The sequence below is a fragment of the Micromonospora sp. SH-82 genome (genome assembly GCF_051132485.1).
GTDB lineage: Bacteria > Actinomycetota > Actinomycetes > Mycobacteriales > Micromonosporaceae > Micromonospora.
This window is the reverse complement of sequence record NZ_CP148049.1, coordinates 5,170,945-5,196,088: the sequence shown is the minus strand read 5'-3', so window position 1 is coordinate 5,196,088 and position 25,144 is coordinate 5,170,945. Positions and strand designations below refer to the sequence as shown.

Here is a 25,144-nt window from a genome sequence, read left to right as displayed (position 1 = left end):
CGTGCTCGATGCGCGCTGTCGTCTGCTGTCCGGGGGGCGGGGTGGCCCGGTCTCTTCTGGGCCACCCCGGGGGCTGCTACCGGAAGCGGCGGCGTCGATTGGCGTGGGGGGTGCCGGTGTTCTGGTCGAGGCCTTGGTGCCATTCCTGGACGCCGGGGCCGTGACGCTTGGCGGCGTACATTGCTGCGTCGGCTCGCCCGAGTAGCTCTTCGGGGCGGCAGTCGCGGGGGTTGGCTGTGGCGGTGCCGATGCTGGCCCGGCAGCGGATCGTCTGTCCGGCGACTGTCACGGTGGTGGCGTCGAGCGTGGCGGCTGCGCGGCGGGCGTTGCGGTGCCCGGCCTGGGTTCCACCGTCGGTGATGATCAGGAATTCGTCGCCACTGAGTCGACCGAGATATGCGCCGGGCAGGTCGAGTGCGGCGAGTGCGGCGGCGACTCGTCGTAGGACTCGGTCTCCGACGGCGTGGCCGTGGGTGTCGTTGATGCGCTTGAAGGTGTCGAGGTCGAGCATCGCCACGCTGATGGGCCTGGTGGTGTCGGACAGCAGGGTGTCGAGGTGGTGTCGGAGTGCGCGCCGGTTGGGTAGTCCGGTCAGCGGGTCGTGGTTGGCCTCGTGCCGGGCGTGGGCGAGTTTGGCGCGGAGTCGTGAGGTGTGTGCGAGGAGGGCGAGGCAGCTGGCGGTGGTGGTGCCGAGCAGCGTCGCGAGGATCGCGGTGTGCATGGGCGTCCTTGGGTTGGGGTTCGTGTGGGTGTCCGGTGGGGGTTCGCCGTCCCCTCCGAACAGCTATTACTATACCTCCTTCGGAGGTTGGTATCTACCCCGGTCAGTGGATGGACGGGGTGATCACTCTGGCCCGGTATCGGTGCCGGTCGGATCTACCGACCGGCACCGATACCCACAGGCAGCTACTCATGTGCCTGGCGGGGTGGTTCGCCGAGCACCCGGACCTGTTCGGTGAGGATCAGGGGAGCGTCGGCGGGGCCTTTGACGTGGGGGCGGACGTAGGTGCGCTTGCGCTGGGTGCGGCCGGGACCGTAGGGCTGGTCCCGGAAGAATCCGCGTACCCACCACCGGCGGGTGTAGACGCGTGCGGTGGCCCCTGCGGTGGTGTCCGACGGTGCTTGGTTCTTGCGCCGAAGTCGTACGAGCCGGATGGCGGGGGAGGGGCGGTTGGCGCGCTGGTACGCCTTCCGGATCGCCTTGTCGGCCGGTTCGTCGACGAGTTCTGCGTCGGGCTGGGTGGTGAGGATCCACGTGGCGATCAGGCAGCTCAGCATGGTGCGGATGTCGTCGGTGGCTGGGGCGTGGGTCTGCTCGAAGTGCAGGGTCGAGCCGGTGTTGACGGGGGCGAGCCAGCCGACCCGCTCGCGCAGGTCCTGTAGCCCTCGTTCGGTGAGCTTTCGTGGCTCGTGGAGCGTTTCGGCGGTGGTGTAGAAGGTGACCCAGACGCCGCCGGGGATGGGTCCCCACTGTGCTGCGATCACGGGTACGGATACCCCCGTGGTGGGTTCGGTGGATCGGAGGATGGGCGACTGCCAGATCAGCATGCCGCCGGTGGCGGGCATCTCGGCGGGGCTGATCCGGACGTCGGGGAGGTCGCGTGCGGCGTGGGCGGCGAGGGCGCTGAACTCGGCGTCGACCCAGAAGAGGTGTCCGGTGTCGAGGTGGTTGGCCATGAGGGCGGTGTAGGCGCGCATGAGGTCGGGGGTGGCGGCGTCGATGGGTGTGGCGGGGGCGTCGAGGGGGGCACCGGGGTGGAGGTGTCCGGGGATGTCGTAGGTCCGTCCGTAGGTGAGCAGGTTGAGGAGGTACGCCTGCCCGGTGGTGCGCCAGAACCGGGCGAGTCGGTCTCGGACCTTGGGTAGCTGCCGGGGGCGTAGGTGGCGGGTGGGCGAGGCGTCGATCGGCTCGGGCGCGGCGGTTCGGGTGGGCCGGTCGAGCGGTCGCAGGATGGGGGTCGTGGGGGTGGCCGCGAACAGGGCTTGGTGGAGGGGGCGGAGCATCGCGGCAGTGGTGGTCGCGTCGTGGGCGTTGGCCAGGTGGGTGGCACGCTGGGTGAGGGCTTCGGGGTCTCGCCGCTGGACGAGGGTGGAGCAGTCCTGGCAGGCCGACCAGTCGCCGCCGAGATTGTGGGTGGCCATGGCGCTGCCGTTGTCCGCGATGGCTTCGATTTCCAGTGGGCTGAAGGTGAAGACCGCGACGGGGTTCGGTGCGGAGCAGAAGTCGCATCGCATGTTGACGGTGGATAGGTGGCTGAGCGGGACCGGGACGGTGGGGTGGTCGTCGGCGGCGGTGTGGGGATGGACATAGGCCCAGGCGCTGTCGTCCCGGGTGGTGACGATCGTCAGCGGGCTGGCGCAGGTGGCGCAGCCGTAGGTTTCGGTGGGTCTTCTGCGGTCGGGCATGGGGATGCGTCTCCTGGATTCGTGTGGGGTGTCCGGTGGGGGTTCGCCGTCCCCTCCGAACACTTATTACTATACCTCTTTTTGTGTTCTGGGTCCATTGGCTAATTTCGTTGGTTGCGGTCAAGGTGCCGGTGGTCGCGCTCGCTCCATGCGCTGCGCGGGGCTCGTGCGCCACCGCTTTTCCTGCGGCGGTGGGGGCGAGCTTGCTCGCTGCGGCGCGCGCAGTGGAGGTCAAGCCCGAGCGCGGGGTTTCGAGGAAACATCATGCGGGGTGTGCATGATGTTTGCGAGCCGCGTTCGGGCTTGACCGGAGCGAGCACGACGCTAGCCTGGTGCGGCCTCACCGGTGGAGGGGTTCAGAGACTGTGCGGCCGCAGGCCGCTTCCGGTCTTGCTCTTAACGTCGGCGGTGCGCGGTCAACGGGTGGTCACGCGGGGGGCTCACTCGGTGGGCGGGGCAGTCTCGTCCAGGATCTGCCACAGGGTGCGGCGTTTCCACCGGCGTCGGACTCGCCCCTGGGTGCCTACCGACTCGTCGTCGGCGAGGTGCAGGACGTACTCGGGCAGGGTGCGGCTGTAGCCGAGGACTCGGGCAGCCTCTGTGGTGCCGACGAGTTCGTCGGGTTCACCGGACCGGTCGGGCTGGCCGTGCGGCGTTCCGGCGGGGCGGCCCGTGTGGGGTGCTCCCTTTCCCGTTCGGCTGCCGGCGAGTTCCCACACGGTGCTGCGCTTCCACCGGCGTCGCTTGCGGCCGGTGGGGGTGAGGGATTCGTCGTCGACGCGGTGGAGAAGCAGTGACCACATGCGGTTCTGGCCGGTGAGGGAGGCACGGCTGCGGTAACCGAGCATGCGGGCGATGGTGGTGGCGTCGACCAGTTCGTCCGGGTCGCCGGTGCGGTCGACTTTGGCGTCGGTGCTGTTCCAGGCTTGGTCGCGGGGGAGCACGTAGGCGCGGATGTCATCGGCGAACCATGAGCGGTCGTCGTCGGCGCGGTCGGGGAATCCGTTGAGATACCGATCCCGGTAGAGCCGGTCGAGGTGGCTGACGGAGATGCCGAGCAGCTCTGCTGCCTCTGCTCGGGAGACGAGCGGACGGCCGTGATGGGTGCCGGTGGACATCGCTCGATGATGCCGGATGGGGGAGGCCGTTCCTCGGGCGGCCGTGTGGGTCGGCTGTCGCGTGTCGCGGTCAGGCCGGGTGACTCGGGGGTCACGTACGATGACGGCACGCGCGCGGCGTGAGGGCTCTTGGGGCCTGTGTGGCGTCGGGCGTGAGACGGTCCGGGGGGAGTTCGCCAAACTAACCCCCCGGCCGTCGCTAATCCCCCGTCGCCACCGGTCGCCGTCACGCCGCTGCTTCCCGGGTACGGGGCAGACGAAGGTAGAAGCGTCCGGCGCGGGCCAGGATCCCGTAGTGGGTGTCCCAACGGGCGATGACGCGGCCGGTGGAGAGCTGCCGTGCGACGTACTCCCCGCGTTGGGCGTCCCAGCCGCCGACGCAGAGGCGGCCCCACCGGGTGTCGGGCGAGGTGTGCGGCTGGGATGGCCGGACGAGTGTCCACTGATCGCCCTGGTGGTGGACGAGCAGTCCGCCGTCGTGGCCGTCGCGGAACAGCCAGAGCTTCTCCTCGTCACGGAAGAGCACGACGTCACCGAGAGCGTCGAGGACGGAGATGTGCTGTCCAGAATGTTCGACGTCCGACCGTGTGGCGGTGGGTGAACTGGGTGAGGCGGGAGTTGTTTCGCTCATTGCTGGTCCTCGGGGCTCGGCACCGGATCGGTGGGGCATCGGTGAGGTGCTGTGGGATGCCGCCGGTCGGGAGCCGGTGTGGTCGGCTCCCGACCGGCGGGTGACCTACGCGGCCGGTCGGCGGGTGGCGTCGCGGTCGGCGACCGCGTCGACGATGAGCTGTTCCACCGCCCCGAGTTGGAATCCGTTGGCGACGCACCACTGCAGCCACGCTGCCACGGCCGGGTCGGGTGCCCGCCACGAGGTGCGGGTGATGGCGCTCTCGTGGGCGGCGGCGATGGCGGCCAGCGAGATGACGCTGTAGCGGGCGTCGCTTGCGCGGGCCGGAACCCGGGTGGTGCCCACTCGCGTGGTCTTGCCGGGGGTGAGGAGGTCGTCGAGCAGCTTCCGCCCTCCGTTGATCCACGTCGACAGGACGTATCCGGAGTTGGCGAGGGCTTGTGCGGTCAGTTTGGCGGTGCCCTTGGGTGGGGTCTTGGCGGCGAGGAGATCGGCCAGCCACTCACGTCGGACGGTGTTCGCCGAGTCCATCAGCTTGTTGTTCTCGACGACGCGTCGCCGTTCGGCCTTCTCCTCCTCGGTGCGTGGTCCGCTGCGGGTGGGCAGGGCGTAGCTGGGCAGGGTGTGGCCGTGGTCCTGCCAGTCGGTGCAGTAGCTGGTTTCGACGAGCCGGTGGTCGTAGGAGAGGTGGAGCCGCACCGTGTGGCCGGGGCAGGTGCGGTGGTCTTCGGCGGTGATGGTCTGGCCTGCGGGGTCGCGCAGGTCCGTCGTCTCCTTGGTCTTCGGGTCGTGGTAGCTGGGGGTGGTGTCGAGCAGCGTGACGCCCGCTGCGGTCAGCTCGCCACGTCGGGCGGCCTCGGCCCGACGGCCGTCTCGTGCCGACCGGGCGTGTTCGACGGCGCGGGCGTAGGCGAACGGTCCGGCTTCTGCCTCGCGCAACAGGGTGTCGACGGTGTCGGGTTCCTCGGCGAACTCGGCGAGGGCGGCTGCCTGGGTGAGGTCGAGTCCGAGCGCGTGCGTACGCCCGGCGTGTTCCTGCTTGAGGACGGCGACGGAGCGGCCTGCCCGGACCTGGTCCGGGGTGTATCCGGTGCGGCGGGCGATCTCGTCGTCGCCCATGCCCGCGAGGGCGAGCTGCTGGATTCCTCGGGCCTGCTGGGTGGCGCTGGGGTCCTTGCGGTGGACCTGCCGCAGCATGTTGATGATCTGCGTACGGTTGTCGGCCAGGTCGTCGCGGACGATGGCCTGGATGTACTCGTGCTTGGCCTCGACGGCGGACCGGTACCGCTGCTCGCCGTCGACGAGCAGGTAGGTGCCGTCGCCGGTGTTCAGCGGCGTGACGATGACCGGGGACAGGAGCCCGGCGACCCCGTCTTCCTGGAGGTTCTCCACGATCCCGGGCAGTGCCTGCGCGTCGTCGCGGACGTTGCGGCTGTTCACCTGGATCTGCGCGATGGCGAGCAGGGCGTATCGGCCGGGCAGGGCAGGGTGACCGTCCTCGGCGTCGACCCGGAGCGTCTCGGCCGGGTCGGTGGGCTGGCTGTTTCGGTCGGTGTGCTGTTGGTCGTTGACGCTGTTCGTGGGCACGAGCGTGTTCCTTTCGTCGGGGTGTTGGTGACCGGTCGGGGTCGGGTTGCCGTCCGAGGCCGGACCGGTGGTCTGACTGGTGTCGCCGGGGCTCCCTGAGCGCCCGGTGCTATGCGGCGTGGGTGACGGCGGTGAGGTGGGGTTGCGCTGCGGGGTTGGGCATGTGGCAGTCGGCGCAGGTGGTGGTGGCCCAGCGGTGGTGGCTGGTGCCGTCGCCTCCCGGACATGGGGCGCACTGCAGGTCGCCGAGGGGGGTGGTGTTGAGGCAGACGGGGCAGAGTCCCCACGTCGCGGTGGGTGGCCCGGTGATGGGGGTGTCGCACTGTCGGCAGAGGAGTCCGGCTTGGCGGAGGGCCTGGCCGAGGACGTCGGCGGCGGCGATGCTGCGGCGGGCGGTGGCGGCGAGGTTCTTCCACGCGGTGGTGTCCTGGATGCGTCGCCAGGTGACGGCGTCCAGGGCTTGGGGCGGAAGGCTGTCGGGGTCATCGAGTTGGGCGTGTAGGTACGCCTCGACCTCGGTTCTGCCGAACAGCGGCCCGGTCCACTGGTAGCTGCGGGCCAGGACGGACACGAGGTGCCGGGCGTCGGGTTCGGTGAGGTTGCGGGGCAGGGACACACCGTGGGGTAGCCCGATGAACAGGGGCATGATCACTCCAGGGAACGAGCTGGGTGGAAGTGCGCCGCTGTGGCGGCGCGCGGTCCGGGTGCCGCCGGAGGATGGGCCGACGGCACCCGGATGCGGGTCAGAGCGTGGCGGCGATCTCCATTGCCCGGACTCCGACGCCTTCCATGTCGAAGGCGGCGTCAGGGTCGGTGAGGGTCCGGGCCGCGCTGGTGACGGCGTGCATGATCCCGCCGGAGGTGCGGTCACCGCCGTCGATGAAGTGATTGAGGATCAGTCGCTGCTGGTCCTCGGTGAAACGCAGTCGTTGGCTCACAAGCCGGATGGTGTGGTCGGGGTCGGCGATCCTGCGGCCGGACTTCTCCTCGATCTCGGTGATCTTGCGCTCCACGTAGCGGACGTCGAGGAAGCGGCGTACGGCGTCGCGGGCCTGCCGGGCGATCAGCGTCAGGTTCGCCTGGTGGGTGTCGTTGCTCCACCGGACGGTGCCCTCGTCCATCCTGGCCCCGAGGTGTACGGCGCGCAGGACATCCTTGGTGAGCTTCAGCCCGTTGTCGCAGATCTGGACGACGATGCGGGGGGTGACGGTGAACGCGCCGCCACCGGTCTCGCTGTTGGTGAAGTCGAAACCGGCGAAGACGGTGGGATTGTCCGCGCCGGTGGCTCCAGTGAACGGGCTGCGGTAGTTCTTGAGAAGGTCCGGTGCGAGGGTCTTGATGGCCTCGGAGTGCACGCGGACGACCATGCGACGCTCGCTGAGGTCGCACTCCACCTTCACCTGCATGCCCGACTCGCGGATGCCGGACAGGACTGCCATCAACACGTCCAGGTTGTCGATGATCTTGTACCCGTCGCTGAGGAAGGCGCGGAGGATGCCGCCGCCCGCGCCGTCGGACAGGCAACGAGCGAGGTAGCGCTTGCCCTGAGCGAGCTCGAGCCAGCCGTTGATGTTGGCGTCGTAGAGGTGCAGTGCCTGGGTGCGGGTCTTGCGCAGGTAGGCGGTCGGAACGCCCAGCTTCTCGCCGAGTCCGGCGTCGCCCATGTCGGTGGGCCGGTAGAGGCCGTCGGCGGAGGTGACGCCGGATGCGCTGATGCTGGGCTCTGCGCCGGTGATCCGCAGGTGCCCGGCCTCGGCTCGGAGCATGGCGGTTCCGGCGACGATGTCGAGCTTGTGGGCCTGCTGCCGGTGGAGGACTTCGTTGAGTTCGCTCAGTGAGGCCCGGCGGGCGGTGAGTGGGATGGTGTCGAGCGCGTTGTTCACGTCTGAGCCTTCCGGTGGTCGGTTGTTGGCGACGGGGGAGAGGTTGCCGTCCCTCCCTCATCTATTTAATAGTACATGGACTCGCCCTGTGATTCAAGTGGTGCTTGGTGAACCGAGGTCGGGTGAGGTGCTGACTAGGCGCAACTCGGTGTGGAGGTGCAGCCTACGCATTCTTCGGCTGACTCTTTTTCGGCCGCCGGGGGCGAGTTCGCTCGCCCGGGACCGGGAGGTGGCAGTCAAATATGGTGCACGGGTTTCGAAGAAAAGATCATGCGGGGTTTGCATGATGTTTTCTGAGCGTGTGCCGGATTTGACTGCCGGCTACCGGGACCTACAATTTCCGGCGTAGCCGGCGGCCGAAAAGAGGAAGGTCGGTGCGGCCGGAGGCCGCTCCGGCAAGGATTCTCGGCCTGTGCCGGCCCTGAGGCACGAGGGTGACTGCCCACGGAGGTGGCAGGGTGGGCCGGGCGCGGACAGGACGCTCGGCGGTGGTGGTCCGGCCCGCCCGGTGTCTGCGGGAGCAACGGTCTGTACCGCGACGGCGGTGGGAAAATTCATCACCATCAGAGACAGGCCGAAGGGCGGGGTCGCCGACGGGCGCCTTCCGGTTACCGGTTCCGCGAGTTGATCCATTCCTGTACGCGTCGGCGCTTCCAGTATCGGTTGACGCCTTGCGTCGGGGCGGGCTCTTCGCGGTCTGGGCGGGGTAGATAGCCGTCTCTGTTGTCGCGCCAGGCTGTCCTGCTGATGCCGACGTACTTGTCCCAGCCGCCCTGGGTTATGGACAGTAGGTCACGGAAAGCAGTAGCGGGAATCAGTTCCTCGGGGTCGCCGTCGAGGTCGACGCGGTGGACTCGGGCGCGGAGAGGCTCCGCGACCTGTGGCAGGAGGACGTCTCGGACGTGTTCGAGTTCGTCGACGGGAAACCACGCCTTCTTGTCCAGCTTGATCGAGGCGGGCCAGCCCGATCCCTGGGCGCGTTGTTTCGGTGACGTCCTGAGCCGTACCGTCTGCTCGGATCGGCCGGTCAACTCTGCCGCACCGGCGATGTCGGTGTGGGGTCGACCATCGATGTTGCGGATCTCCACGACCGTCCCTGGCTGTGCCGGTGGCTCGCCGTTGCAGCGGCCGGAGGAACATCGTCAGCCCGAAGGCGTACGAAGCGGCAACCCTCCGGCCGCCATCTACCAACAACCCCAACCGCAGCTCCGAGCGGTGGCCCGAAGCGTGGTCGACGTGGCGCCGATGCTAGCAGGAGACCGTGCCAGTGCAGGCTGTCCAAGCGGTGGGGCCGTGATCAGGAGTTTCCCTTGCCTGCGCTGGGGCAGTCCGTGGCGACCGGAGCGCTTGCACCGAAGGGGATCACCCCTGCCTACGTGGGGCCGAGAGGAGCACGTTCTCTCGCTCGGCAGCAGATGGCAACCCGAAAGGCCAGCCGATCTCGTCCGATCCTGCTGGTCCCGCACCTTTGCCGCGCCCCTGGGTCACGTCCGCGCTGGTGGTGTAGGAGACGGCCATCGCGTGATCCGGTATACGAAGGGGCGCGGATCTCCACGTGAACCGGAGTAGGGATGCTTGGCGGATTGGATGCCCGCATTCGGCCGTCCAGGACGCCGGTCCGGTCGGCGAGACCGGTCATGCCGGTGCCGCTGGCCTGGTCGGCACCACCGAGCCCGTTGTCGGTGATCTGCAGGGGTGAGCACGTCGGCGTGGTGCCGCCCCGTGATCCGGGCGGCGGTCGCCCCGCTGTGCTTGGCGATGTTGGTCATCGCCTCGGTGCCCCTGGTGCCAGCGGACACCGTGCTGCTCGACGGCGAGGCGGCCGGGGCACGGTGACAGGGACACAGGAACGTGTCTGGTGAGCAGCGAGGGTGGCAGCCTCTGATAATCAGGCGCGGAGAAGGCCGTAAGAATGGATGAGCCTATCCCTAGTGGGAGGCGTCTCTCCTGCCACGATCCGCTCGGTGGCATCGAGCGTCTCCTCGAGCCTCATCAGCAGAGGATTGGGCATGAACCCTCTGTCCAGCCCGCATGCGTTGACGAGTTCGCTGAGTTCGTCCACCTGGGGTTCGCTGATTGCGCTGCGGCATCGAGGGTCGCTGAGAAGGTCGCGAGCAGCGTAACCGTCGTCGATCGCCGACCTGGCGAGTCCGCCGAGAACGTAGTGGGTCGCAGGGTGGTGCGTACCACCGAGGGTTTCGACCAGGGTGAGCCCGAGGCGGGTGTGGAAGACGGCGAGGCCGGACACCGCGCGATCAAGTCCCTGGTAGGCGAGCAGGGCGTTTTCGCGTTCGATGGGGGTGGAGGTCTGCTGGCAAGTCAGGGCCAGGCAGGCGGTGATCGCCTGCTCCCAGGGTTCGCCGGGTTCGGTGTGCTGTACCAGTTCCAGGGCTCGGTCGTGTCGGCCGGCGGTGGCGTGCGCGATGACGGCGATCTGGCGGCCGTCGAGCATGCGGTTGCCGATGCCGTGATGCTGGTCGACCCGGTGGCGGGCGTCGTCCCAACGGCCGCTGGCAGCGAGGGCGCGGGATCCTGAGGAGAGCAGGACCGCCCAGAGCCACTGGCGGAGTTCTCGGTGTTGCGTGGATTCTGCGGTGAGGCGCGAGCCAGGGATGTCGACGCCGTCGACAACGGTGTCGGTGCGGGTACTGATGGCTTTGTAGAGATCCTCCAGGATCTGCCATGCCTGGTCACCGTCCCCGGCACGGGCACGGAGGCGGGCGAGGTTGATGACGGGTTCGAGGCTGTGACTGGCGCTTCGGAAGTCCTGTGCTGGTCGCGCGAGCGTGGTGCGGGCGAATCGTACGGACCACTGGCGGGCGAGGTCGGGTAGGCCGCAGTCTGATGCGAGGAGGGCGGCCAGGTTGAACACCGATGCGGCTGCGGCGGTGTCGTGGTGGCGGATGGCGGTGGCGGCCCGGTGTTCGAGGTCTGCGACGCGCTGAGGGAGGGGTATGCAGGCAGGCCGAGGCCGGGGGACGAGCGGGAACCGTCGAGCCTGCATTCCGGTGGCGTCCATCAGATGCCGCCTTCCCGACCGCTGGTGAGGGTAGGTCCGGGGGGTTGTTGTGGGTGACGATCGGCTGCTGGCGATGGTGCGGCGAGGTCGGGACCGAAGATCACGGCGGTGGCGTTGGTGGCGAGGACCGCCTGGGTGACGGCCGAGAGGCCCAGACGATTCATGGCGAAGATGACGTGATGCGTCAGGATGGCACGGAGACCTCGGCGCAGGTCGCCGACCGCGGCGAGGTATGCCAGATCCCGACCGGCCGAGGCGAAGGAGGCACCCCACTCGCAGGTGCCGCCGGGAAGGCCGCTCGGGTCGGGCAGGCGCATCATGTCGGTGCTCAGTAGGTGGTGTAGCGAAGATCGTAGAGCGGAGCTGGGGATCGGGCCGGGACCGTCGACCGGCGGCCTGTGTCGGGCGATCCTGCTCCACACATCGCCCTGCTCGTACCAGTCGAGGCCAGCTGCGCGCAGAAGGGTGCCGGCCAGCAGGATCGCCAGTTCCCGCCGTCGTCGTGTCGCGGGTTGCGGGGTGGTGGCGGCGAGGTAGTCCAGCACGTGTCGGCTGTCGGCGTGGAACAGTCGGTGCGCCACCGTCATCGATTGGGTGCCGCCGAAGGCGTGGGTTTCGGGCTCGTAGACGACCTCCACGACCCGAGTGATCTCCGGGATGCAGCGGAGGCTTTCGAGCAGGTGTTCCCGTGCGCCTGTCGTCTCCGGGGCGGGGAGGTAGCGCAGTCGCCACTGCGGGGACTTGCGGATGAAGAACCAGGCGGTGATGTGCTTGTGCGCCTCGGCTTGGGTGAAGAGGGGGCCGAGGTGGCTGACGGCGACCTCTTCGCCCTGGGCCGCCTCGGAGAGTTCGATGGTGATCTGGCGCCACGGCGAGTTCGTCATCGGAGGTCCTTCCAGAGAGAGTGCGAGTTCAGGCCAGCAGGAGCACGGCGTCCCAGGCGGATGCGGGCAGGGTCCCAGTACCGGCGGCATGGAGTGCGAGGGCGGCCCCGGCGGCCCCGTCCATGAGTTCGGTGTCGTTGAGCGGCTCGTCGACCTGGGTGGCGAGCTGCGCTGCCAGGCCGGGCAGCTCGGCGGCGAGCGCAGGGTCGCGGGCGTCGTGAGCCATGCGGAAGGCGGCTTGCAGCAGGCCGGCTTTCCCGTGGCAGAGACCGATCTCGGGTAGGAGGACCCGTTGATCGGGATTCCGGAGCGCCGAGATCATCGCGTGCTCCGCTGCCGCCTGGCGGGCGACGTCACCAAGGGCGATACCAGCGAGCTGCTGGGCCCGGGCGGTGCCGGCGATGCCGTAGCACCAGGAAGGTCGGGGCCGCGGTACTGCCATCCGACCCTGGGCGTGGTCGACGGTGAGGTAGCCGGGCCACCAGGAACCCGAGCGCTCGTCCTGACGCCACTTGTCGGTCCAGGCGCAGAGGCGTTCAAGTGCCTCGCGTACCGGGGGATTGGCCGTGCCCTGACGGAGGGCGAGAGCAAGCAGCGCGATCACCGCGCTGATGCCGTGGGCGACGCCCAGGTTGCCGTGGCCCTGCGGGAAAGCGGGGTCGGGTTCGCCGGAGAGCCCCGTGGGCATCCACCACGGCGGGGTGTCGCCAGAGCTGGGCCCCTTAGGGAGGGGAAGGGTTAGTCGGACCAGGTAGGCGAGCACGTCTCGCGTGATCGGGTGGGTGGGGTGGCGTCGTAGGTGGTGGACGCCGAGTCCGGTGAGTCCGTGGATCAGGTCGAACTCGCGCATCAGGAGTGGATCGCCCCGGTCGAGGCGGGCGTGGGCGGCGGCCAGGCGGGCGCGGGTGAGCGCGCCCGTCGGGCGGTCGATCGCGGCCAGGGCCCGCTGGTACCGGGTCTGCCCCGCAGTGTGCAGGGCGAAGCCGAGGGCCGGTGCGCCGTGGAACAGGTTGGCGTTCGCACCGGTACTGACGGGTTGAGTGGCGGCGATTTTCAGCCAGGCGTGGGCCGTGGTGTCGGTTCCGTGGCCGGACCGGGCGCGCTCGATGTGGAGCAGGGCGATGCCGACCGCGCCGCCGGCGAGAGACTGTGGTCGAGCCCGTCCGTTCAAGCCCTCCTGGTTGAGGATCCGTGGGTCGGACAGGGCCTCTGCGACGGCGGTGGCTGCTGTCAGCGCCGCTGGATGCGCGGGCATCACTGGGGGCCTCCGGTGCGGGCGTTCCAGCTCAGTGCGGCGGCGCGGGCCAGGTGCAGGCAGCGGCGCTCGCTCTCCAGGTCGGGCCCGATGACGCGGGCGTGGTGCAGGTGCAGCAGGTCGGGCAGCACGCTCTCCGGGGCGACCGTGAGGCCCTCCAGCGTCTCCCGGTAGGTGTGCAGGGCACGGTGGCGTCGGTCCCAGGTGTCGAGCAGGCGGTCGTCGGTGAGGGTGGCCAGACCCGACTGATTTGGGTCGGCGAGCTGTATGGCCTGCTGGTAGACCACGCGGGGTGGGGCGGATCGGTGTGGGCGGGTGTGGTCGATCAGCCAGCGTCGGGCCTCCTCCGGTGCGCCGATGAAGGCCGTAGCGATGTTCAGCATGCTCGCGGCGGTCACCGCATAGATGTCGGAGGCACGGTCCCGTTCGAGGGCGGCGAGCAGCGCGAGGGTGGTCGCCGAGTCGGCGGCGAAGACCTCCTCGACCGCTGTGGCAGCGGAGGGGCCGCCGAGGCGGCCCGTCTCCGGGTAGTCGGTGTCGATCTGAGCCCTGCTGGTCAGGCTGGCCCGGCGCAGGCCCTCCACCCACTCGCTGATTCGGGCGCTGTTCGTAGCGCCGGTGAAGCGGATCCGCAGGTGGGGATCGGGGTCGCTGTAGCGCAGGAACCAGCAGCCCGTGCCGGGGTCGAGCTGCTGAAGCAGGTTCGGTAGGTGCCGGGTGAGGATCCGGGTCTGCCGGTCGGGGTGCCCGTACAGCTTGAGGTAGAGGCCGTCGGCGCGGCCGGGGAGGTTCCCGTGCGTGCGGATGTCGACGATCGTCGGGGAGGCGGACCACCGGGGTGGTGGCGCTGGCGCGGTGGTCGCGACGAGGGGGACGACGATCTCGTGTGGGTATCCGTTGAACCAGCCAGCGGCCTCCGGCGGCGGTGCGGCGCGCAGCACGGCGGTGGGGGAGCGGTGCAGGTGGTCGCGGAGCAACGCCTGGTGAGCCGGTTCGGCCAGGTCCAGGCCGATGCGCTGGTCGCTGCCACCGAGGTGTATCCGGGCTGGGCAACCGACGGAGTCGCGCCAACCGGCCAGGGCGCGGGTCCACTCCTGCCAGCTCGCGACGACGCTGGGCAGAGCGGTCGCGGCCAGTAGCCAACGCGCAGGCGACAGGATCGTCCGCTGGTAGTGCAGTGCGGGCAGGAAGGGCAGGGCGCTGGCGGCGCCCCAGTCGAAGGCGCCGCACTGGGCGGCGAAGGCGGTCGGGGCCTCGGCGAGGAAGCGCACGATGGGCAGGGTGTAGTGCACCTGCTCGACGGCGTTGAGGACGATCGGCTCCACCGGGCGACGCCGGGAGATCGACGTCAGGTACACCCGGTTCGCGTCCGCGGTGACGGCGATGTCGTCGAGGGGTATCCGGTTGGTCGCGTCGTCGTGGTACTTGCCGAGGGTGATGACGTGCGGCAGTACCTGGGGAGCACGCGCCAGATCCTCGGTGGCCGTGTAGACGGTCGCCGCCGCCACCTGGGCGAGCAGGGCGCCGCGAGTCGTGGTCGGCAGGGCCGCGTACTGTCCGGTGATCCGGTCCCGGTCTGGCGGGTCGAGTAGGTCGAGGAATCGGCCGGTGGTGGTGCCTGCGTTGCGGGACACCCCGACGACCTGGAGCCGGAACGTCCCCTGGTCGATCTCCTCGGGAATGCGGGCGTGCACGGTCAGGGTCAGTTCGCTACTGGGTTGGATCGCCGCGACGGGTTCTTCGGCGGCGAGCTCGGAGATCATCGCGTCGTCGAGGACGACTTCGTACTTGCGCCGCAACGTAGCGTCCTGGGCCAGCGCCAGCAGCTTCCGGTCTCGATCGGTCAGGGTCGCAGGCGGAGCGGGTGCGATGCCTCGGTAACCGGCGGGAAAGCCCAGGCCGACGTCGGGGTTGACCGCGTCCCGGACCGGGACCAGCGCGCCGGGTCCGTAGCGTTCCAGGAACCGGCTGTGCCATGCCGCCCAGCCAGTGCGGGGCGCCGGGGCGAGACGCAGGAGAGCTGCCGCTGCTGTCGCAGCCTCCAGGGCCACAGCAGCGGGTAGCCGTAGCTCCAGATCCAGGCGGAGGTCCACCGCGACTGGCGGACCGTCTGTGGGGTGCAGGGCATTCATCGTCGCAGCGAGCCGGGCGCGTCGGGTACCGCTCGCGATAGCCGGAGCAGCGTCGTGCCGTACGGCCTGCTCCCTGAGGGTGTCCAGCTTCCGAAGCAGCCGGCGCGCCGGGGCGAGTGTTTCCTGGTCGTCGGTGCCGGTCAGGGCCTGTGCGACACCGTCGGCTAGGGCAGACAGCGGATCAGTGCACATGGTTCCTGGTCGAAGCGAGGTCAGGAGGAGTTGCTGCGACACCATCTCCGCGAGCAACGTGAAGACTCTGCCCCGGGCGGCCTCGTGGTCCATGGCGAGCTGGCGGGCCAGGTCGCCCAGCCGGATGGGGTCCCTCGCCGCAGCCAGGGCGGCACGGACGGGTCCGCTGGCGCGCACGTGAAGGTGGGTGGGCGGCGCACCGAGACTGCGGCAGGGGCGGTCCTCCAGCACGACCTGGCCGTCCCGGTAGGTCAACAGATTGTTGGCGCGAACCATCAGGCGCGGCAGCAGCGCCGGATCTGCCTCCAGCGTGTCGACCAGCTCGGCCAGCCACTGGGCCCGGGTGCGCGCCACCGGCCGATGGCCGTCACCGATCCGGACCGCAGCGGTCGGTGCCAGCCGGATGGGTGCCACCCCGGCGAAGAGGCCGTACGGGGTGGCCCGCCCGGTGGCTCTCAGCAGGTACCGCATGACCGACAGCACCACCCGACGAGCCGCACGCTCACCCACCTGCGAGCCACCGCAAATGGCGCGGGCACGTTCGGCGAGTTCCGGGCTGGCCTGCTCCAGGGTGGCGGAGAACGCCCGCCCGGCTAGAACCTCCTGCAACCACGGCCGCCACGAGGCGGCACCGGCGCCCTCCCCGGTCAGATCTGGCCACTGGTAGGGGACGGCGTCCGGGGGGCACACCGCTGCGCGCACCACCAGAGCGTCCAGATGCCGGTACATGTGCCCTCCACTGAGTGTGGATCGCCTGACCGTGCGGCGGTCCGCACGGTCAGGCGATCCGGATCCCGGCCTACTTCGGGCAGGAGGTGCAGGCGGACTGGCAGGTCTTGCCGCACCCGTCGTTGGTCATGTAGATGAGCTTGTCGACGCCGGCACCGGACTCGACGAACGTGACGTCCAGCTCCCAATCCGCAGGGTCGAACTCGCTGAGGTTCCCGTCGCTGGTCGGCGGGGTTGTCCTTTGCTGGGTCATGGTTGCCATGACGCCTCCTTCGAGGGTGGTGAACTTTCCGGCACCTCGGTTCGGGGTGCCGGACGAACTGTCAGGGCCAGGTGACCGCGACGACCCCGTGTCGCTTGCGGGCGTACCACCCGTTCGGTGGTGCGCCGGTGCTGGTGGGTAGGTACTCGATGCGCGCGGCGTCGCGCCGACGATGGTCGGCCGCCCAGCGGCGCAGCAGGGTGAGGTACCGGTCGGCGACCGCCTCGGCGCGCGGCCCGTAGGCGTACACCCCGCTCTCCCAGCCGTCGGTTTTCTCGTTCTCGCGTTTGGTGCGGTAGGCGAAGCTGCCGCCCTCGACCAGGACGGCGGTACCGTAGGTCACCGCCGGGGTGAAGACCCCCTGGTCGACGAGGCGCTGACCGGCGTGCAGGAACGGCACCGACGGAGCGCTGGTAACGACGAACAGCTCCAGCTCGTCGGGCAAATCGAAGGCCGCCCCGGACCAGCGCTCGATGCTGGGGGAGTACATGGCCTCGCGCAGGGCGGGAATGTCGAACTCCGGATGCGGGCCGTCGAGCCGCAGGGTCGCCTCGGCGGTGATCGGCACCAACGACTCGCTGTACGTACCGGCGCCCTGCATGGGCACGAAGCCGCCGAGCCGGTAGCTGTGGCTGACCAGTCCCGGTCCGGACCGGTCGAAGGCGATGCAGCGGGACAGGCCGGCGAACCGCAGCGGCACGACGATCCGGCCCCGCCCGGTCAGCTGATCGATCCACGCCGGCGGGATGTCCCAGGCCCCCACCGTGACGATGATCCGGTCGTAGGGGGCACACTCCGGCACGCCGTGTTCCGCGTCGGCCCGCACCGCCCGGACCTGCTCGTAGCCGGCCGTCTGGAGGCAGGTGTGTGCCCGGGCGACGATCTCGGGGTCGATGTCCACCGACGTCACCGAGCCGGTGGGGCCGACCAGCTCCGCGATCAAGGCGGCGTTGTACCCGCCGGAGCCGATCTCCAGCACCCGCATGCCCGGTTCGATCTGCGCCTGCTCGAGCATCACGGCCTGGATGTGCGCCGCGGAGACCGAGCTCAGTGCTGTGCCGTCGGGGTCGGTCTTCGTCACCAGGGGAGTGTTCGAGTCGTACACCACCTCCAACGCCTCGCCGGGGGCGAAGAGATGGCGGGGCACGACCGAGAAGGCAGCGGCAACGGCCTCCGACGTGATCGGGTCCTCGAGCAACTCGGAGACCATCGCCGCGCGCAGTGCTGCGGGGTCCGAGGTGTCCGTCTCGTTCATGGTGGTCATGGGTTATACGCCCTGCCTGTATGGGTTGGTGTTGCTATCGGTTGGTACGGGGTGGTGGCCTTCTTGGCCAGATGGCGAGGAAGGCCACCAAGGGACTGGAGCCTGTCGCCGGTCAGCTACCGGATGCCCTGTATACGATCACTCAAGGTGAGTTCGGGTGGGAATGCCGACCCACGGTCCGACCTCGACACCGACCTGTGCCCCTCCGAACGGATGTTGTGGAGGGACAGTGGGAACAGGGCAGGCTCGGAGCAGAGACGCTCCGGGACCGCCTCTGCTCCGAGCCCACCTACTGAGCTGTGGAAACCTGGCCTGCAGGTTGTGGTGGCCGAGCAGCCAGCGGACCCCCTCACGCTTCAGGAGGTCTTGGGTTCCCGTGCCGAGCTGCCCCCCTTTGGCGGACGCTCGAAGCTGGTGCCCGGTTCCCCTCAAGTCGACCTGGTGAGCTTGCTTCCGGTAGCCGGGTCTCGCACTACTCGATCGATGCGGACCGCGTGTGGGACGATGGCGCGGTGCACCCCAAAGAAGACTGCCTTGTAATTTGGGACGTGGATGGCACGCTGATCCCGGCTGACCTTCGTTGGCTACGCCGCGCAATCGCACGGACCCATGGGCTCGGCGAAGCGGACGTCATATTCCCCGATAAGAAGGTCCATGGCTACACGGACGAGACGATAGCAATCGATTCGGCGATAGCCTCCGGCGTTCCCGCTGCGGAGGCTGAGCTGAGCATCCCGCGATTCCGTCGTGTGCTGGTCGAGGCTCTTCTTGAGGGCCGCCACGAACTTGCACAAGCTCAGCCGCCCTACGAAGGCGCACTAAACAGTATCACCAGACTGAAGAAGCAGGGTTTCGTTCAGACTGTTCTGACCGGAAACCTTCGTCGTGCAGCGGAGGTCAAGTTGCAGACGCTTGGTCTGGCAGCCGACCTGGATCTCAGCATAGGCGGATTCGGTTCCGATGAACGTGATCGCCTCAAATTGCCGGAGGTTGTGGCGCGGCGCTTCGCGATGAAGTATGGCAGGCCCCTCATTCCGGGTAAAACGGTAGTGATTGGCGATGCTCCCAATGATATCGCCTGTGCGAGACATGCCGGCTTTTGGGTGGTAGTGGTTACGCACCGGACCACCAGAGGGGAACTTTCTGTACATGAGCCGGATGCCATTATCGAGAGCCTTCAGCCGGAGCTTCTGGTTGCAGCGATAAGCTCCCTAGTGAGAGAGTGATGGGCTGGGGGAGACCGCCTTCATCTTTGCGTCTAGCTCTCGTACCGGACGTTCGGACTCCCATCGTGACAAATCTTGCCTCACGCGTAGAGCCCGGGAAATGCCACGAAGATTCCCTGCTGACATTAACTGTGGGTAAGAATCACCAAGCACCGCGCAGGATTCTTCGAGCCGGCCCGCAAGTGCATAGGCTCTCGAAAGATCCACGCGTGCTGCGAGCGCGACGTTCACATTGCTGCGATCGTTTGCCAGCTCGACCAAAGTGCCTTCGAGAACTCGGATGGCGGTTGTCGGCGCATCGAGAAGAATGTGACAAGTGCCTTCATACACCTGCAAGCGTGACGAATTCCAGTCACTGTAAAGGCCTGCGCGGTCTTCTGCCGTGATTCCGGCCGCTGCCGTCCTCGCCTTCTCTAGTGCCAATTGAGCCTCTTTCGCCATGCGGAGAGAGGCATATGCCTGGGCCTGTTCGGCAGCGACCCGGGCCTGTGCTGCGAATCCGAGGTGGCTCGACGCCGCCTCGGCCTCGTGGAGCAGCCGGAGGCCGATCATGACGTCTCCGTCGAATTGGATCAGCGTAGCCGCTCCTGAATGTAGGTTGCTCTCGAAGATTCGGGCGGTGGCGCCCAGTTTTGCGTCTCCCAGACTATCGCCGAGGTTTCGAGCGTAGGCGCAATGAGCTAAAGCCATAGTGTGATTGCCCTGGGCGCTCCAGAGGCGGCTAGCGACGATCGAAGCCTCGCCGAGCATGGCGCCGATGTCGGCGCGCAAGGGATTCGAGGCAGCCTTTCGAAATAGGGTAGAAAGGCTGTCTCGGTGGGCCTCGACTATGCTTAATAGTGCATCGGGTGCTACTGCCTGCCGTTGCTGGGCCAACATGTTTGTGATACGTGAAAAACTGCTCCAGTCGCCGCTCCCGATATCTTCGAAGCTGCTTTCAATCGGAGTTGGTGGTGGAAGTGGCTGCCGCCTCGTTGATGAGATCGTCGGGTTGCGGAGGGATGAAGTCTGACTTCTGATGATCTGGGCGGTCGTGCCGCGATCCGACGGTCGGGGCTTCTGCAACCCAAGCTCATGATCCGCGGAAACGCCGGTGACTCGCCTCAACGCTGCCCGCCGCTCATTACTCGCCCACCGATGCTCGCCACGCTCGAGCTTCCCGATCCAGCGGGAGTCAACGTAGTAGCTGCCGAGGTTGCGGTCGGGATAAAGATTATCGAGTTCGGCATTGACAGCGTCGGCCATCTCACTGCGGGACATCGAACGCCCGGAGTGGTAGGGGGACCGGAGGCGACCGCGGGCAATGATGAGCAGCTCATTCGGTTGCTGATTCGCCTCGGTCTCTGGATGACGCGGCATCAGCCCTCCTTCGAGATCCGTTCCGATGGCCAGCTGCCGTTAGGTAGCTGGATCAAGGGAAATCTGGTGGGGTCGAGTGGAACCCGCTAGAGCGACATGCTCTAATGAATATAGTCCAAGCCGCCGGGCTGAACCACAGGACCTTGCCGCAAGAGTCTTTCGTGTCGCGTACGCCGAGTACGGCATTTCCCTGAGCGGCTCCGACCTCGATGCAGTTGCCTTCGGCGTCGCTCCGAGTGGACTTTTTCCAACTGACTTTTCCGTGCTCTGTCATGTCTTTCCTTGAACGGGATCGAGAAATTGCGCCGCATCGGTGAGTAATTCGATGCTGGGTCCGGGTGGTAAGGCGGCGGATTTGAGCCGGCTGTGCAACTCGCGGTACGGCTCAGTTTCTCGTCGCTCGACGAGTATTAGATCGGTGGTAAGGGTGTCGACAGCTACTGCGATTGTTGGGTATTTGTCGGAGTACCGGTAGATCGAATAGGCCGACCGAGGGGCGCTTTGGCTCTTGATCGTGGCGTCGATAGGAAGCACTCGCACCGTCACAGCTGGATGTGACTCGCCTACAGTAACGATATGGCGCAGTTGTGCTGCCATAATCGCTGGCTCGGCAGCGCGGCGACGCACGGCGAGTTCGTCGAGGATGACCTCGTATCGTGGGCCATCCGATGCCAACAGGAGCTCTTGGCGGCGGGCACGGGCAGCAACTACCGCAGCGGGGTCCAAGTCGGAGGGCAGGCGGGCAGGATCGCTGCGTGTGCGCGCCGCCACGAACTCGGGTATCTGCAAAAGCCCGGGCACCAGTGCCAAGGCGTATTCGCTTATTGCCGCGGTGCCACTTTCGAGATCTGCGTAGCGTGCCTGCCGATGGCCCATTGCTGCTGCGTCGGTATCCCACCATCCGACGGTCCATCCATCGACGGCTGCGGAAATGATCTCCTCCCTGCGGCGTGAACCAACCTGCAGGTGATCACAAATAGCTACGACAAGGTCGATATCAGGGCCACGCTGGGCGTTTTCCAGCATGCTGATGTGCCTCCGAGGAAATCCGACACCGCGCGCGAGATCGGCACTCGATCGTTCGTACTCACGGCGGAGAACACGAATCTCCCGAGCCAGCCAGTGGCGGCGCACGTAAGGACTGGGGACGGCCACTCTCAACCTCCCACGATATGGCGTCGCCAGCAAGAGTCTGCTCCTGCCAGTTGACCGCGTACTCAAATTCGGTAAGCCAGACATCTCACACCCAGCAAGGGATTGAGCGTGAGCACATACGGGCAGCGAGTGTAGCTCTCGCACCCGGATCCTGCCCGAGGCGAGCCGACTGCTGGAACGGCATATCAGCAGGTCAAGGTCGGGTCGGACCTCTAGTAAGGACGACAGATCCGACATGAGATCGGTCCCCCGAGAACCTGTCAGTCGGTCGGGGTTTGCAGTCGGACCGGAAGTCGGCATTCCCGGCAGGGGGTCCTCGCGTAATTGTTACATCGACCGACTTGTGGGGTGGATTTCATCGGTTTCAGGTGCCTCCTCTGGCTATCGGAGCTTTAAATAACGAGCCGGCCAGGTCGGCTGGGGTCTCCAACCGGGGTGGCGAAGACAGGGCCGATCCAGGCCCTGGTAGCCGTCGATTAATCAAATGGCAAAGCTGCTGGGAGGTGCTTATGCGATTGCGTTTCGCAACGTACAACATGCTCGACCTGACGTTGAGCGCGAACAGTGTTCAGGAGGCCGACCGGCAGCGGCGTGTTGTCGAGACGATCAGGGCGATCGACCCGGATGTGATTGCGGTGCAGGAGGTGAAGTGTGCGCCGGGTCGGGTTGATCGTTTGGTGGCCGAGTTGGGGGAGCGGACCGGTCTGACCAGTGTGGTGCGGCAGGTCGATGGTCGGGACGTGCACGCGGTGGCGGTGGGCGACAACACGGTGCATGTGGCGTTGCTGTGGCGCGACGGTCTCATTCCCTTGCCGGCGTCGTTTCGGGCGTTCAGTCCGGCGGTGCATCACCACGGTGGGTGGCGGGGTGTGGGGTACGGGTCGTTGGTTCGTGTGGCTTTCCAGATGGGGGGTCGTCCGTTGATGTTTGCGTCGTATCACGCGCCGGCGTTCGGTCGGCATCGGCGGATCGATCAGGCCGAGGTCGCGTTGGCTGCGGTGACCGGGCCGAACGCGGCGGTGTTGGTCGGCTCCGACTTCAACTCCGTCGGTGCCGCTCGCGTGGGCGGGGAGTCTTACGACCGGGATCCGTATACGGGTCAGCCGTGGTGGCCGGATCTGGTGCATCAGTGTCGGGAGGTCACGCATCCGGGGACGAGTCATCGGGCGGATCGGCGTCCGGCAGAGGTGTGGGAGGCGGGTGGTCTGCACGACGTCGCGGCTGCTGTTCGCGCTCCGTGGGTGGCGACGACGGGTCATTGGCCGTCGTGTCCGTACAGCGTGCGGGGGATCCGTCGGCGGATCGACATGATCCACGCGACCAGGACGGTGTTGCAGGCGGTGCGGGGTGTCGCGGTGGTCGACAACGAGGTGTCGAGGGCGGCGAGTGATCACCTGCCGGTGGTGGCGGAGGTCGACCTGCGGGCGTTGCCGATGGCCCAGGGTGCGGTTGCGGGCCGGTGAGCAGGGTCGACGAGAGCGCTCACCGGCTGGATCGGTTCGATGCCGCCCGCCGGACCCTGCGGGCGCACGGTCACGACCGATCCTGCCCCGGATGCCGTGACCAGGTCTGTGAGCAGTGGCGGTGGGCGGTGCAGGAGTTGGCCCTTCATCCGGGCGGGCGGCTCCTCCTGGACGAACTACGAATCCCCTACCCGTGTGTTCCGAGTGAGAGAGGACCGGCACGGTGACACACCACCCGGCCGTTGGTGAGCGACACGAGCCCCGGCACCTGTGCTCCACGTTGATGTCACCGCAAACCGTGGTCGGTACGGCGGCGGTGTCGCGGTTGGCGGACGACTTCTTCTTCATCGCTCACACCGACTACGGGCGGCCCCGCCTGTTCGGATCCGCCCTGTCCCATGGCCTGGCCGCGGCGTTGCTGATCGAGTTGCACTCGATCGATCGGATCACGGTCGCCGGTGGTCGGGTGCGGGTGCGCGACACGACGGCACCCCAGGACGCCCTGCTGCACACGGTGCTGGAGCGGCTGTCCGCCGAGCCCGGGTACAGCGTTCGGGAGTGGTTGTACTACCTGGCCGACACCGCCTACGAGCGGGTGGCCGAGCGGATGCGGTATGCCGGGATGTTGACCACGCAGGTGCACCGCCGATGGTGGCGTACCCACACGGTCCACCGGCCGACCGACATCAACCAGGCGGCGTGGCCGTTCGCCCGTCTGTCGCAGCACCTCCGCCAGGGCCGTCCTCTGAGCGGGGCGGACCGTCCGCTTGCCGGGTTGGTCGTGCACACCCAGATGAGCAGCACACTCCTCGACGGCGCAGGCCCGGCCGCGTACGACCGGCTCCGCGCGGCCGCCACCGGCGTGGCGCCGCCGGTGCGGGACCTGCTCGCCGACCTCGACGCCGTGGTCGGCAACGCGGTCCTGTCCCACCGCACCACCTGACCTGGGCCAGATCACCTGACCGGTCCGCACCACCTTTAACGGCCTTCACCACCCCAACGGCCGACCTCGTGGCCGGGCCGTCCCCTCCTTCTCCTTCTTGTGGAAGTGGCATTGTCATGACTCGTTCGGCATCATCAGGAACCGTCTCGGCTGCTCTGGCGCGGGGCCGTCTCGGTACCGCGCACGTGGTGTTCTTTGTGGTCGCCGCGGCCGCTCCGTTGACCGTGGTGGCCGGTGGGGCGACTACCGGGTACGCGGTCACCGGGGTGACCGGTATTCCGGTGGCGTATCTGGTCGTCGCCGCCGTTCTCGGGCTGTTCGCGGTCGGCTATGTGGCCATGTCTCGCCACGTCGTGAACGCCGGGGCGTTCTACACCTACATCCGCCACGGCCTCGGCCGTCCTGCCGGCGTCGCTGCCGCAGCCGTCGCCCTGGTCGCGTACAACGCGATGCAGATCGGCCTGTACGGCGGCTTCGGCGCCGTCACCGCCGACTACCTCAACAGCCGCTACGGGGCTGGTGTCGCGTGGTGGGTGTGCGCCCTCGCCGCGTGGGCGGCCGTCGCGGTCCTCGGCCTGCTGCGCATCGACCTCAACGGCCGGATCCTCGCCGCCGTCCTCATCGCCGAGTGCGCCGTGGTCGTGGTCTTCGACGCGGTGATGATCACCCACCCCGCCCCGCCCGGGGTCACCCTCGACACCCTGCACCCCGGCCTGGTGGTCAGCGCCGGCATCGGCGCCGCCCTGGTCACCGCGATCACCGGCTTCGTCGGCTTCGAAGGCACCACCGTGTTCTCCGAGGAGACCCGGGACCCGAGACGCACCATCGCCCGCGCGACGTTCATCGCCGTCGGGCTGACCGGTCTGCTCTACGCCGGGTCGGCGTGGGCGATGTCCGTGGCCACCGGCCCGCACCGCATCGTCGACGCCGCCCGCACCGACGGCACCGAACTGATCTTCACCCTCACCGCCCCCCACCTCCCCGACACCCTCATCACCCTGGCCCGGCTGCTGTTCATCACCAGCCTCTTCGCCGCACTCCTGTCCTTCCACCACACCGTCGCCCGGTACCTGTTCGCCCTCGGCCGAGAGCAGGTTCTGCCCGCCGTTCTGGGACGTACCAGCCGCCGCACCGGCGCACCGAAGACCGGCTCCCTGGTCCAGAGCGCCCTCGCCGTGCTGGTCCTGGCCGTCTACGCGGCCACTGGGGCGGATCCGGTCGTGCACCTGTTCTTCTGGATCACCGTCACCGGCGGCCTCGGCGTCCTCATCCTCATGACCGCCACCTCCCTCGCCGTGGCCGGGTTCTTCCACCGCCAAACCCCGGCCATCCGACAGATCGAAGGAACCTGGCGCACCCGCCTCGCACCGCTCCTGGCCGCCGTCGCCCTGGCCGCGATCCTCACCGCCACCCTCACCGAGTTCGCCACCCTCCTCGGCGTCGACCCCACCTCACCACTGCGGTGGATGTTCCCCGCCACCTACGCCGTCGCCGCCGCCATCGGTACGGCCTGGGCCCACGTCCTGCGCCGCACCCGCCCCGACGTGTACGCCGCGATCGGGCTCGGCGCCGACAGTGTCACCGCCGGCACACGGACCACCGCCTCCACCCACCACCAGCACGTGTGAGGACCCCA

Annotated in this window: 22 protein-coding genes; 5 read left to right on the top strand and 17 right to left on the bottom strand. The window is 68.1% G+C overall.

Going from position 1 to position 25,144, the window contains the following annotated elements:
- Window positions 1-76: 76 nt before the first annotated feature.
- From WHN02_RS22770 to WHN02_RS22735, 8 genes are all read right to left on the bottom strand, one after another.
- Window positions 77-721, bottom strand: a complete 645-nt coding sequence (locus WHN02_RS22770; RefSeq protein ID WP_434740744.1) for a GGDEF domain-containing protein — start codon at window positions 719-721, stop codon at window positions 77-79.
- Window positions 722-906: 185 nt separating this feature from the next.
- A complete protein-coding gene (locus tag WHN02_RS22765) occupies window positions 907-2,406 on the bottom strand; it encodes a hypothetical protein (RefSeq protein ID WP_434740743.1) in 1,500 nt (499 codons plus the stop codon).
- Between the two features lie 440 nt (window positions 2,407-2,846).
- Complete coding sequence (locus WHN02_RS22760; protein WP_434740742.1) at window positions 2,847-3,524, bottom strand: hypothetical protein; 678 nt, start codon at window positions 3,522-3,524, stop codon at window positions 2,847-2,849.
- A gap of 226 nt (window positions 3,525-3,750) precedes the next feature.
- Window positions 3,751-4,155: a hypothetical protein gene (locus tag WHN02_RS22755; protein WP_434740741.1), complete on the bottom strand. Its 405-nt coding sequence runs from the start codon at window positions 4,153-4,155 to the stop codon at window positions 3,751-3,753.
- A gap of 105 nt (window positions 4,156-4,260) precedes the next feature.
- Window positions 4,261-5,742, bottom strand: coding sequence for a ParB/RepB/Spo0J family partition protein (locus tag WHN02_RS22750; RefSeq protein ID WP_434740740.1), 1,482 nt, complete (start codon window positions 5,740-5,742; stop codon window positions 4,261-4,263).
- Between the two features lie 109 nt (window positions 5,743-5,851).
- Window positions 5,852-6,388 (bottom strand): hypothetical protein, encoded by a 537-nt coding sequence (locus WHN02_RS22745; protein ID WP_434740739.1) that lies wholly within the window; start codon window positions 6,386-6,388, stop codon window positions 5,852-5,854.
- Between the two features lie 97 nt (window positions 6,389-6,485).
- Complete coding sequence (locus WHN02_RS22740; RefSeq protein ID WP_434740738.1) at window positions 6,486-7,625, bottom strand: DUF932 domain-containing protein; 1,140 nt, start codon at window positions 7,623-7,625, stop codon at window positions 6,486-6,488.
- Window positions 7,626-8,233: 608 nt separating this feature from the next.
- Complete coding sequence (locus tag WHN02_RS22735) at window positions 8,234-8,713, bottom strand: hypothetical protein (protein ID WP_434740737.1); 480 nt, start codon at window positions 8,711-8,713, stop codon at window positions 8,234-8,236.
- A gap of 607 nt (window positions 8,714-9,320) precedes the next feature.
- Here WHN02_RS22735 and WHN02_RS22730 point away from each other — a divergent pair.
- Window positions 9,321-9,461, top strand: a complete 141-nt coding sequence (locus WHN02_RS22730; protein ID WP_434740736.1) for a hypothetical protein — start codon at window positions 9,321-9,323, stop codon at window positions 9,459-9,461.
- Window positions 9,462-9,513: 52 nt separating this feature from the next.
- On the opposite strand, the gene WHN02_RS22725 is transcribed toward WHN02_RS22730, so the two are convergent.
- From WHN02_RS22725 to fxlM, 6 genes are all read right to left on the bottom strand, one after another.
- The gene (locus WHN02_RS22725) at window positions 9,514-10,644 is read right to left on the bottom strand and encodes a hypothetical protein (RefSeq protein WP_434740735.1); all 1,131 of its coding nucleotides are present in this window, start codon (window positions 10,642-10,644) and stop codon (window positions 9,514-9,516) included.
- The gene (locus WHN02_RS22720) at window positions 10,644-11,528 is read right to left on the bottom strand and encodes a thiopeptide-type bacteriocin biosynthesis protein (RefSeq protein ID WP_434740734.1); all 885 of its coding nucleotides are present in this window, start codon (window positions 11,526-11,528) and stop codon (window positions 10,644-10,646) included. Before WHN02_RS22720 ends, WHN02_RS22725 begins: the two co-directional genes overlap by 1 nt.
- 28 nt (window positions 11,529-11,556) lie before the next feature.
- Window positions 11,557-12,783 (bottom strand): lanthionine synthetase C family protein, encoded by a 1,227-nt coding sequence (locus WHN02_RS22715; protein WP_434740733.1) that lies wholly within the window; start codon window positions 12,781-12,783, stop codon window positions 11,557-11,559.
- On the bottom strand, window positions 12,783-15,836 hold the full coding sequence (locus WHN02_RS22710; RefSeq protein WP_434740732.1) for a lantibiotic dehydratase: 3,054 nt from the start codon (window positions 15,834-15,836) through the stop codon (window positions 12,783-12,785). The genes WHN02_RS22715 and WHN02_RS22710 overlap by 1 nt, the downstream gene beginning before the upstream one ends.
- Window positions 15,837-15,906: 70 nt before the next feature.
- On the bottom strand, window positions 15,907-16,098 hold the full coding sequence (locus tag WHN02_RS22705; protein WP_434740731.1) for an FxLD family lanthipeptide: 192 nt from the start codon (window positions 16,096-16,098) through the stop codon (window positions 15,907-15,909).
- 61 nt (window positions 16,099-16,159) lie between these two features.
- Window positions 16,160-17,362, bottom strand: coding sequence for a methyltransferase, FxLD system (gene fxlM / locus WHN02_RS22700; RefSeq protein WP_434740730.1), 1,203 nt, complete (start codon window positions 17,360-17,362; stop codon window positions 16,160-16,162).
- 548 nt (window positions 17,363-17,910) lie between these two features.
- Here fxlM and WHN02_RS22695 point away from each other — a divergent pair.
- Window positions 17,911-18,588, top strand: coding sequence for an HAD family hydrolase (locus WHN02_RS22695; protein WP_434740729.1), 678 nt, complete (start codon window positions 17,911-17,913; stop codon window positions 18,586-18,588).
- Here the strand turns inward: WHN02_RS22695 and WHN02_RS22690 are convergent.
- From WHN02_RS22690 to WHN02_RS22680, 3 genes are read right to left on the bottom strand one after another with little or no spacing between them, the layout of a single operon-like run.
- Window positions 18,574-19,947, bottom strand: coding sequence for an XRE family transcriptional regulator (locus WHN02_RS22690; protein WP_434740728.1), 1,374 nt, complete (start codon window positions 19,945-19,947; stop codon window positions 18,574-18,576). The genes WHN02_RS22695 and WHN02_RS22690 overlap by 15 nt on opposite strands.
- A gap of 52 nt (window positions 19,948-19,999) precedes the next feature.
- Window positions 20,000-20,221: a DUF397 domain-containing protein gene (locus WHN02_RS22685; RefSeq protein ID WP_434740727.1), complete on the bottom strand. Its 222-nt coding sequence runs from the start codon at window positions 20,219-20,221 to the stop codon at window positions 20,000-20,002.
- Window positions 20,218-21,081 (bottom strand): helix-turn-helix domain-containing protein, encoded by an 864-nt coding sequence (locus WHN02_RS22680; RefSeq protein ID WP_434744029.1) that lies wholly within the window; start codon window positions 21,079-21,081, stop codon window positions 20,218-20,220. Before WHN02_RS22680 ends, WHN02_RS22685 begins: the two co-directional genes overlap by 4 nt.
- Before the next feature lie 530 nt (window positions 21,082-21,611).
- On the opposite strand from WHN02_RS22680, the gene WHN02_RS22675 reads away from it, so the two are divergent.
- From WHN02_RS22675 to WHN02_RS22665, 3 genes are all read left to right on the top strand, one after another.
- Window positions 21,612-22,565 carry an endonuclease/exonuclease/phosphatase family protein gene (locus tag WHN02_RS22675; protein ID WP_434740726.1) on the top strand — a complete coding sequence of 318 codons (954 nt, stop codon included), beginning with the start codon at window positions 21,612-21,614 and terminating at the stop codon, window positions 22,563-22,565.
- A gap of 283 nt (window positions 22,566-22,848) precedes the next feature.
- The gene (locus WHN02_RS22670; protein WP_434740725.1) at window positions 22,849-23,508 is read left to right on the top strand and encodes a GOLPH3/VPS74 family protein; all 660 of its coding nucleotides are present in this window, start codon (window positions 22,849-22,851) and stop codon (window positions 23,506-23,508) included.
- A 116-nt stretch (window positions 23,509-23,624) separates the two neighbouring features.
- Window positions 23,625-25,136, top strand: coding sequence for an APC family permease (locus WHN02_RS22665; protein WP_434740724.1), 1,512 nt, complete (start codon window positions 23,625-23,627; stop codon window positions 25,134-25,136).
- Window positions 25,137-25,144: the final 8 nt, after the last annotated feature.

Excerpts from the sequence above, each read along its gene's own strand:
- WHN02_RS22770 (WP_434740744.1), bottom strand. The coding sequence starts at position 721 with ATGCACACCGCGATCCTCGCGACGCTGCTCGGCACCACCACCGCCAGC.
- WHN02_RS22765 (WP_434740743.1), bottom strand. The coding sequence starts at position 2,406 with ATGCCCGACCGCAGAAGACCCACCGAAACCTACGGCTGCGCCACCTGC.
- WHN02_RS22760 (WP_434740742.1), bottom strand. The coding sequence starts at position 3,524 with ATGTCCACCGGCACCCATCACGGCCGTCCGCTCGTCTCCCGAGCAGAG.
- WHN02_RS22755 (WP_434740741.1), bottom strand. The coding sequence starts at position 4,155 with ATGAGCGAAACAACTCCCGCCTCACCCAGTTCACCCACCGCCACACGG.
- WHN02_RS22745 (WP_434740739.1), bottom strand. The coding sequence starts at position 6,388 with ATGCCCCTGTTCATCGGGCTACCCCACGGTGTGTCCCTGCCCCGCAAC.
- WHN02_RS22725 (WP_434740735.1), bottom strand. The coding sequence starts at position 10,644 with ATGGACGCCACCGGAATGCAGGCTCGACGGTTCCCGCTCGTCCCCCGG.
- WHN02_RS22720 (WP_434740734.1), bottom strand. The coding sequence starts at position 11,528 with ATGACGAACTCGCCGTGGCGCCAGATCACCATCGAACTCTCCGAGGCG.
- WHN02_RS22715 (WP_434740733.1), bottom strand. The coding sequence starts at position 12,783 with ATGCCCGCGCATCCAGCGGCGCTGACAGCAGCCACCGCCGTCGCAGAG.
- WHN02_RS22710 (WP_434740732.1), bottom strand. The coding sequence starts at position 15,836 with ATGTACCGGCATCTGGACGCTCTGGTGGTGCGCGCAGCGGTGTGCCCC.
- WHN02_RS22705 (WP_434740731.1), bottom strand. The coding sequence starts at position 16,098 with ATGGCAACCATGACCCAGCAAAGGACAACCCCGCCGACCAGCGACGGG.
- fxlM (WP_434740730.1), bottom strand. The coding sequence starts at position 17,362 with ATGACCACCATGAACGAGACGGACACCTCGGACCCCGCAGCACTGCGC.
- WHN02_RS22690 (WP_434740728.1), bottom strand. The coding sequence starts at position 19,947 with ATGCCGCGTCATCCAGAGACCGAGGCGAATCAGCAACCGAATGAGCTG.
- WHN02_RS22685 (WP_434740727.1), bottom strand. The coding sequence starts at position 20,221 with ATGACAGAGCACGGAAAAGTCAGTTGGAAAAAGTCCACTCGGAGCGAC.
- WHN02_RS22675 (WP_434740726.1), top strand. The coding sequence starts at position 21,612 with ATGCGATTGCGTTTCGCAACGTACAACATGCTCGACCTGACGTTGAGC.
- WHN02_RS22670 (WP_434740725.1), top strand. The coding sequence starts at position 22,849 with ATGTCACCGCAAACCGTGGTCGGTACGGCGGCGGTGTCGCGGTTGGCG.
- WHN02_RS22665 (WP_434740724.1), top strand. The coding sequence starts at position 23,625 with ATGACTCGTTCGGCATCATCAGGAACCGTCTCGGCTGCTCTGGCGCGG.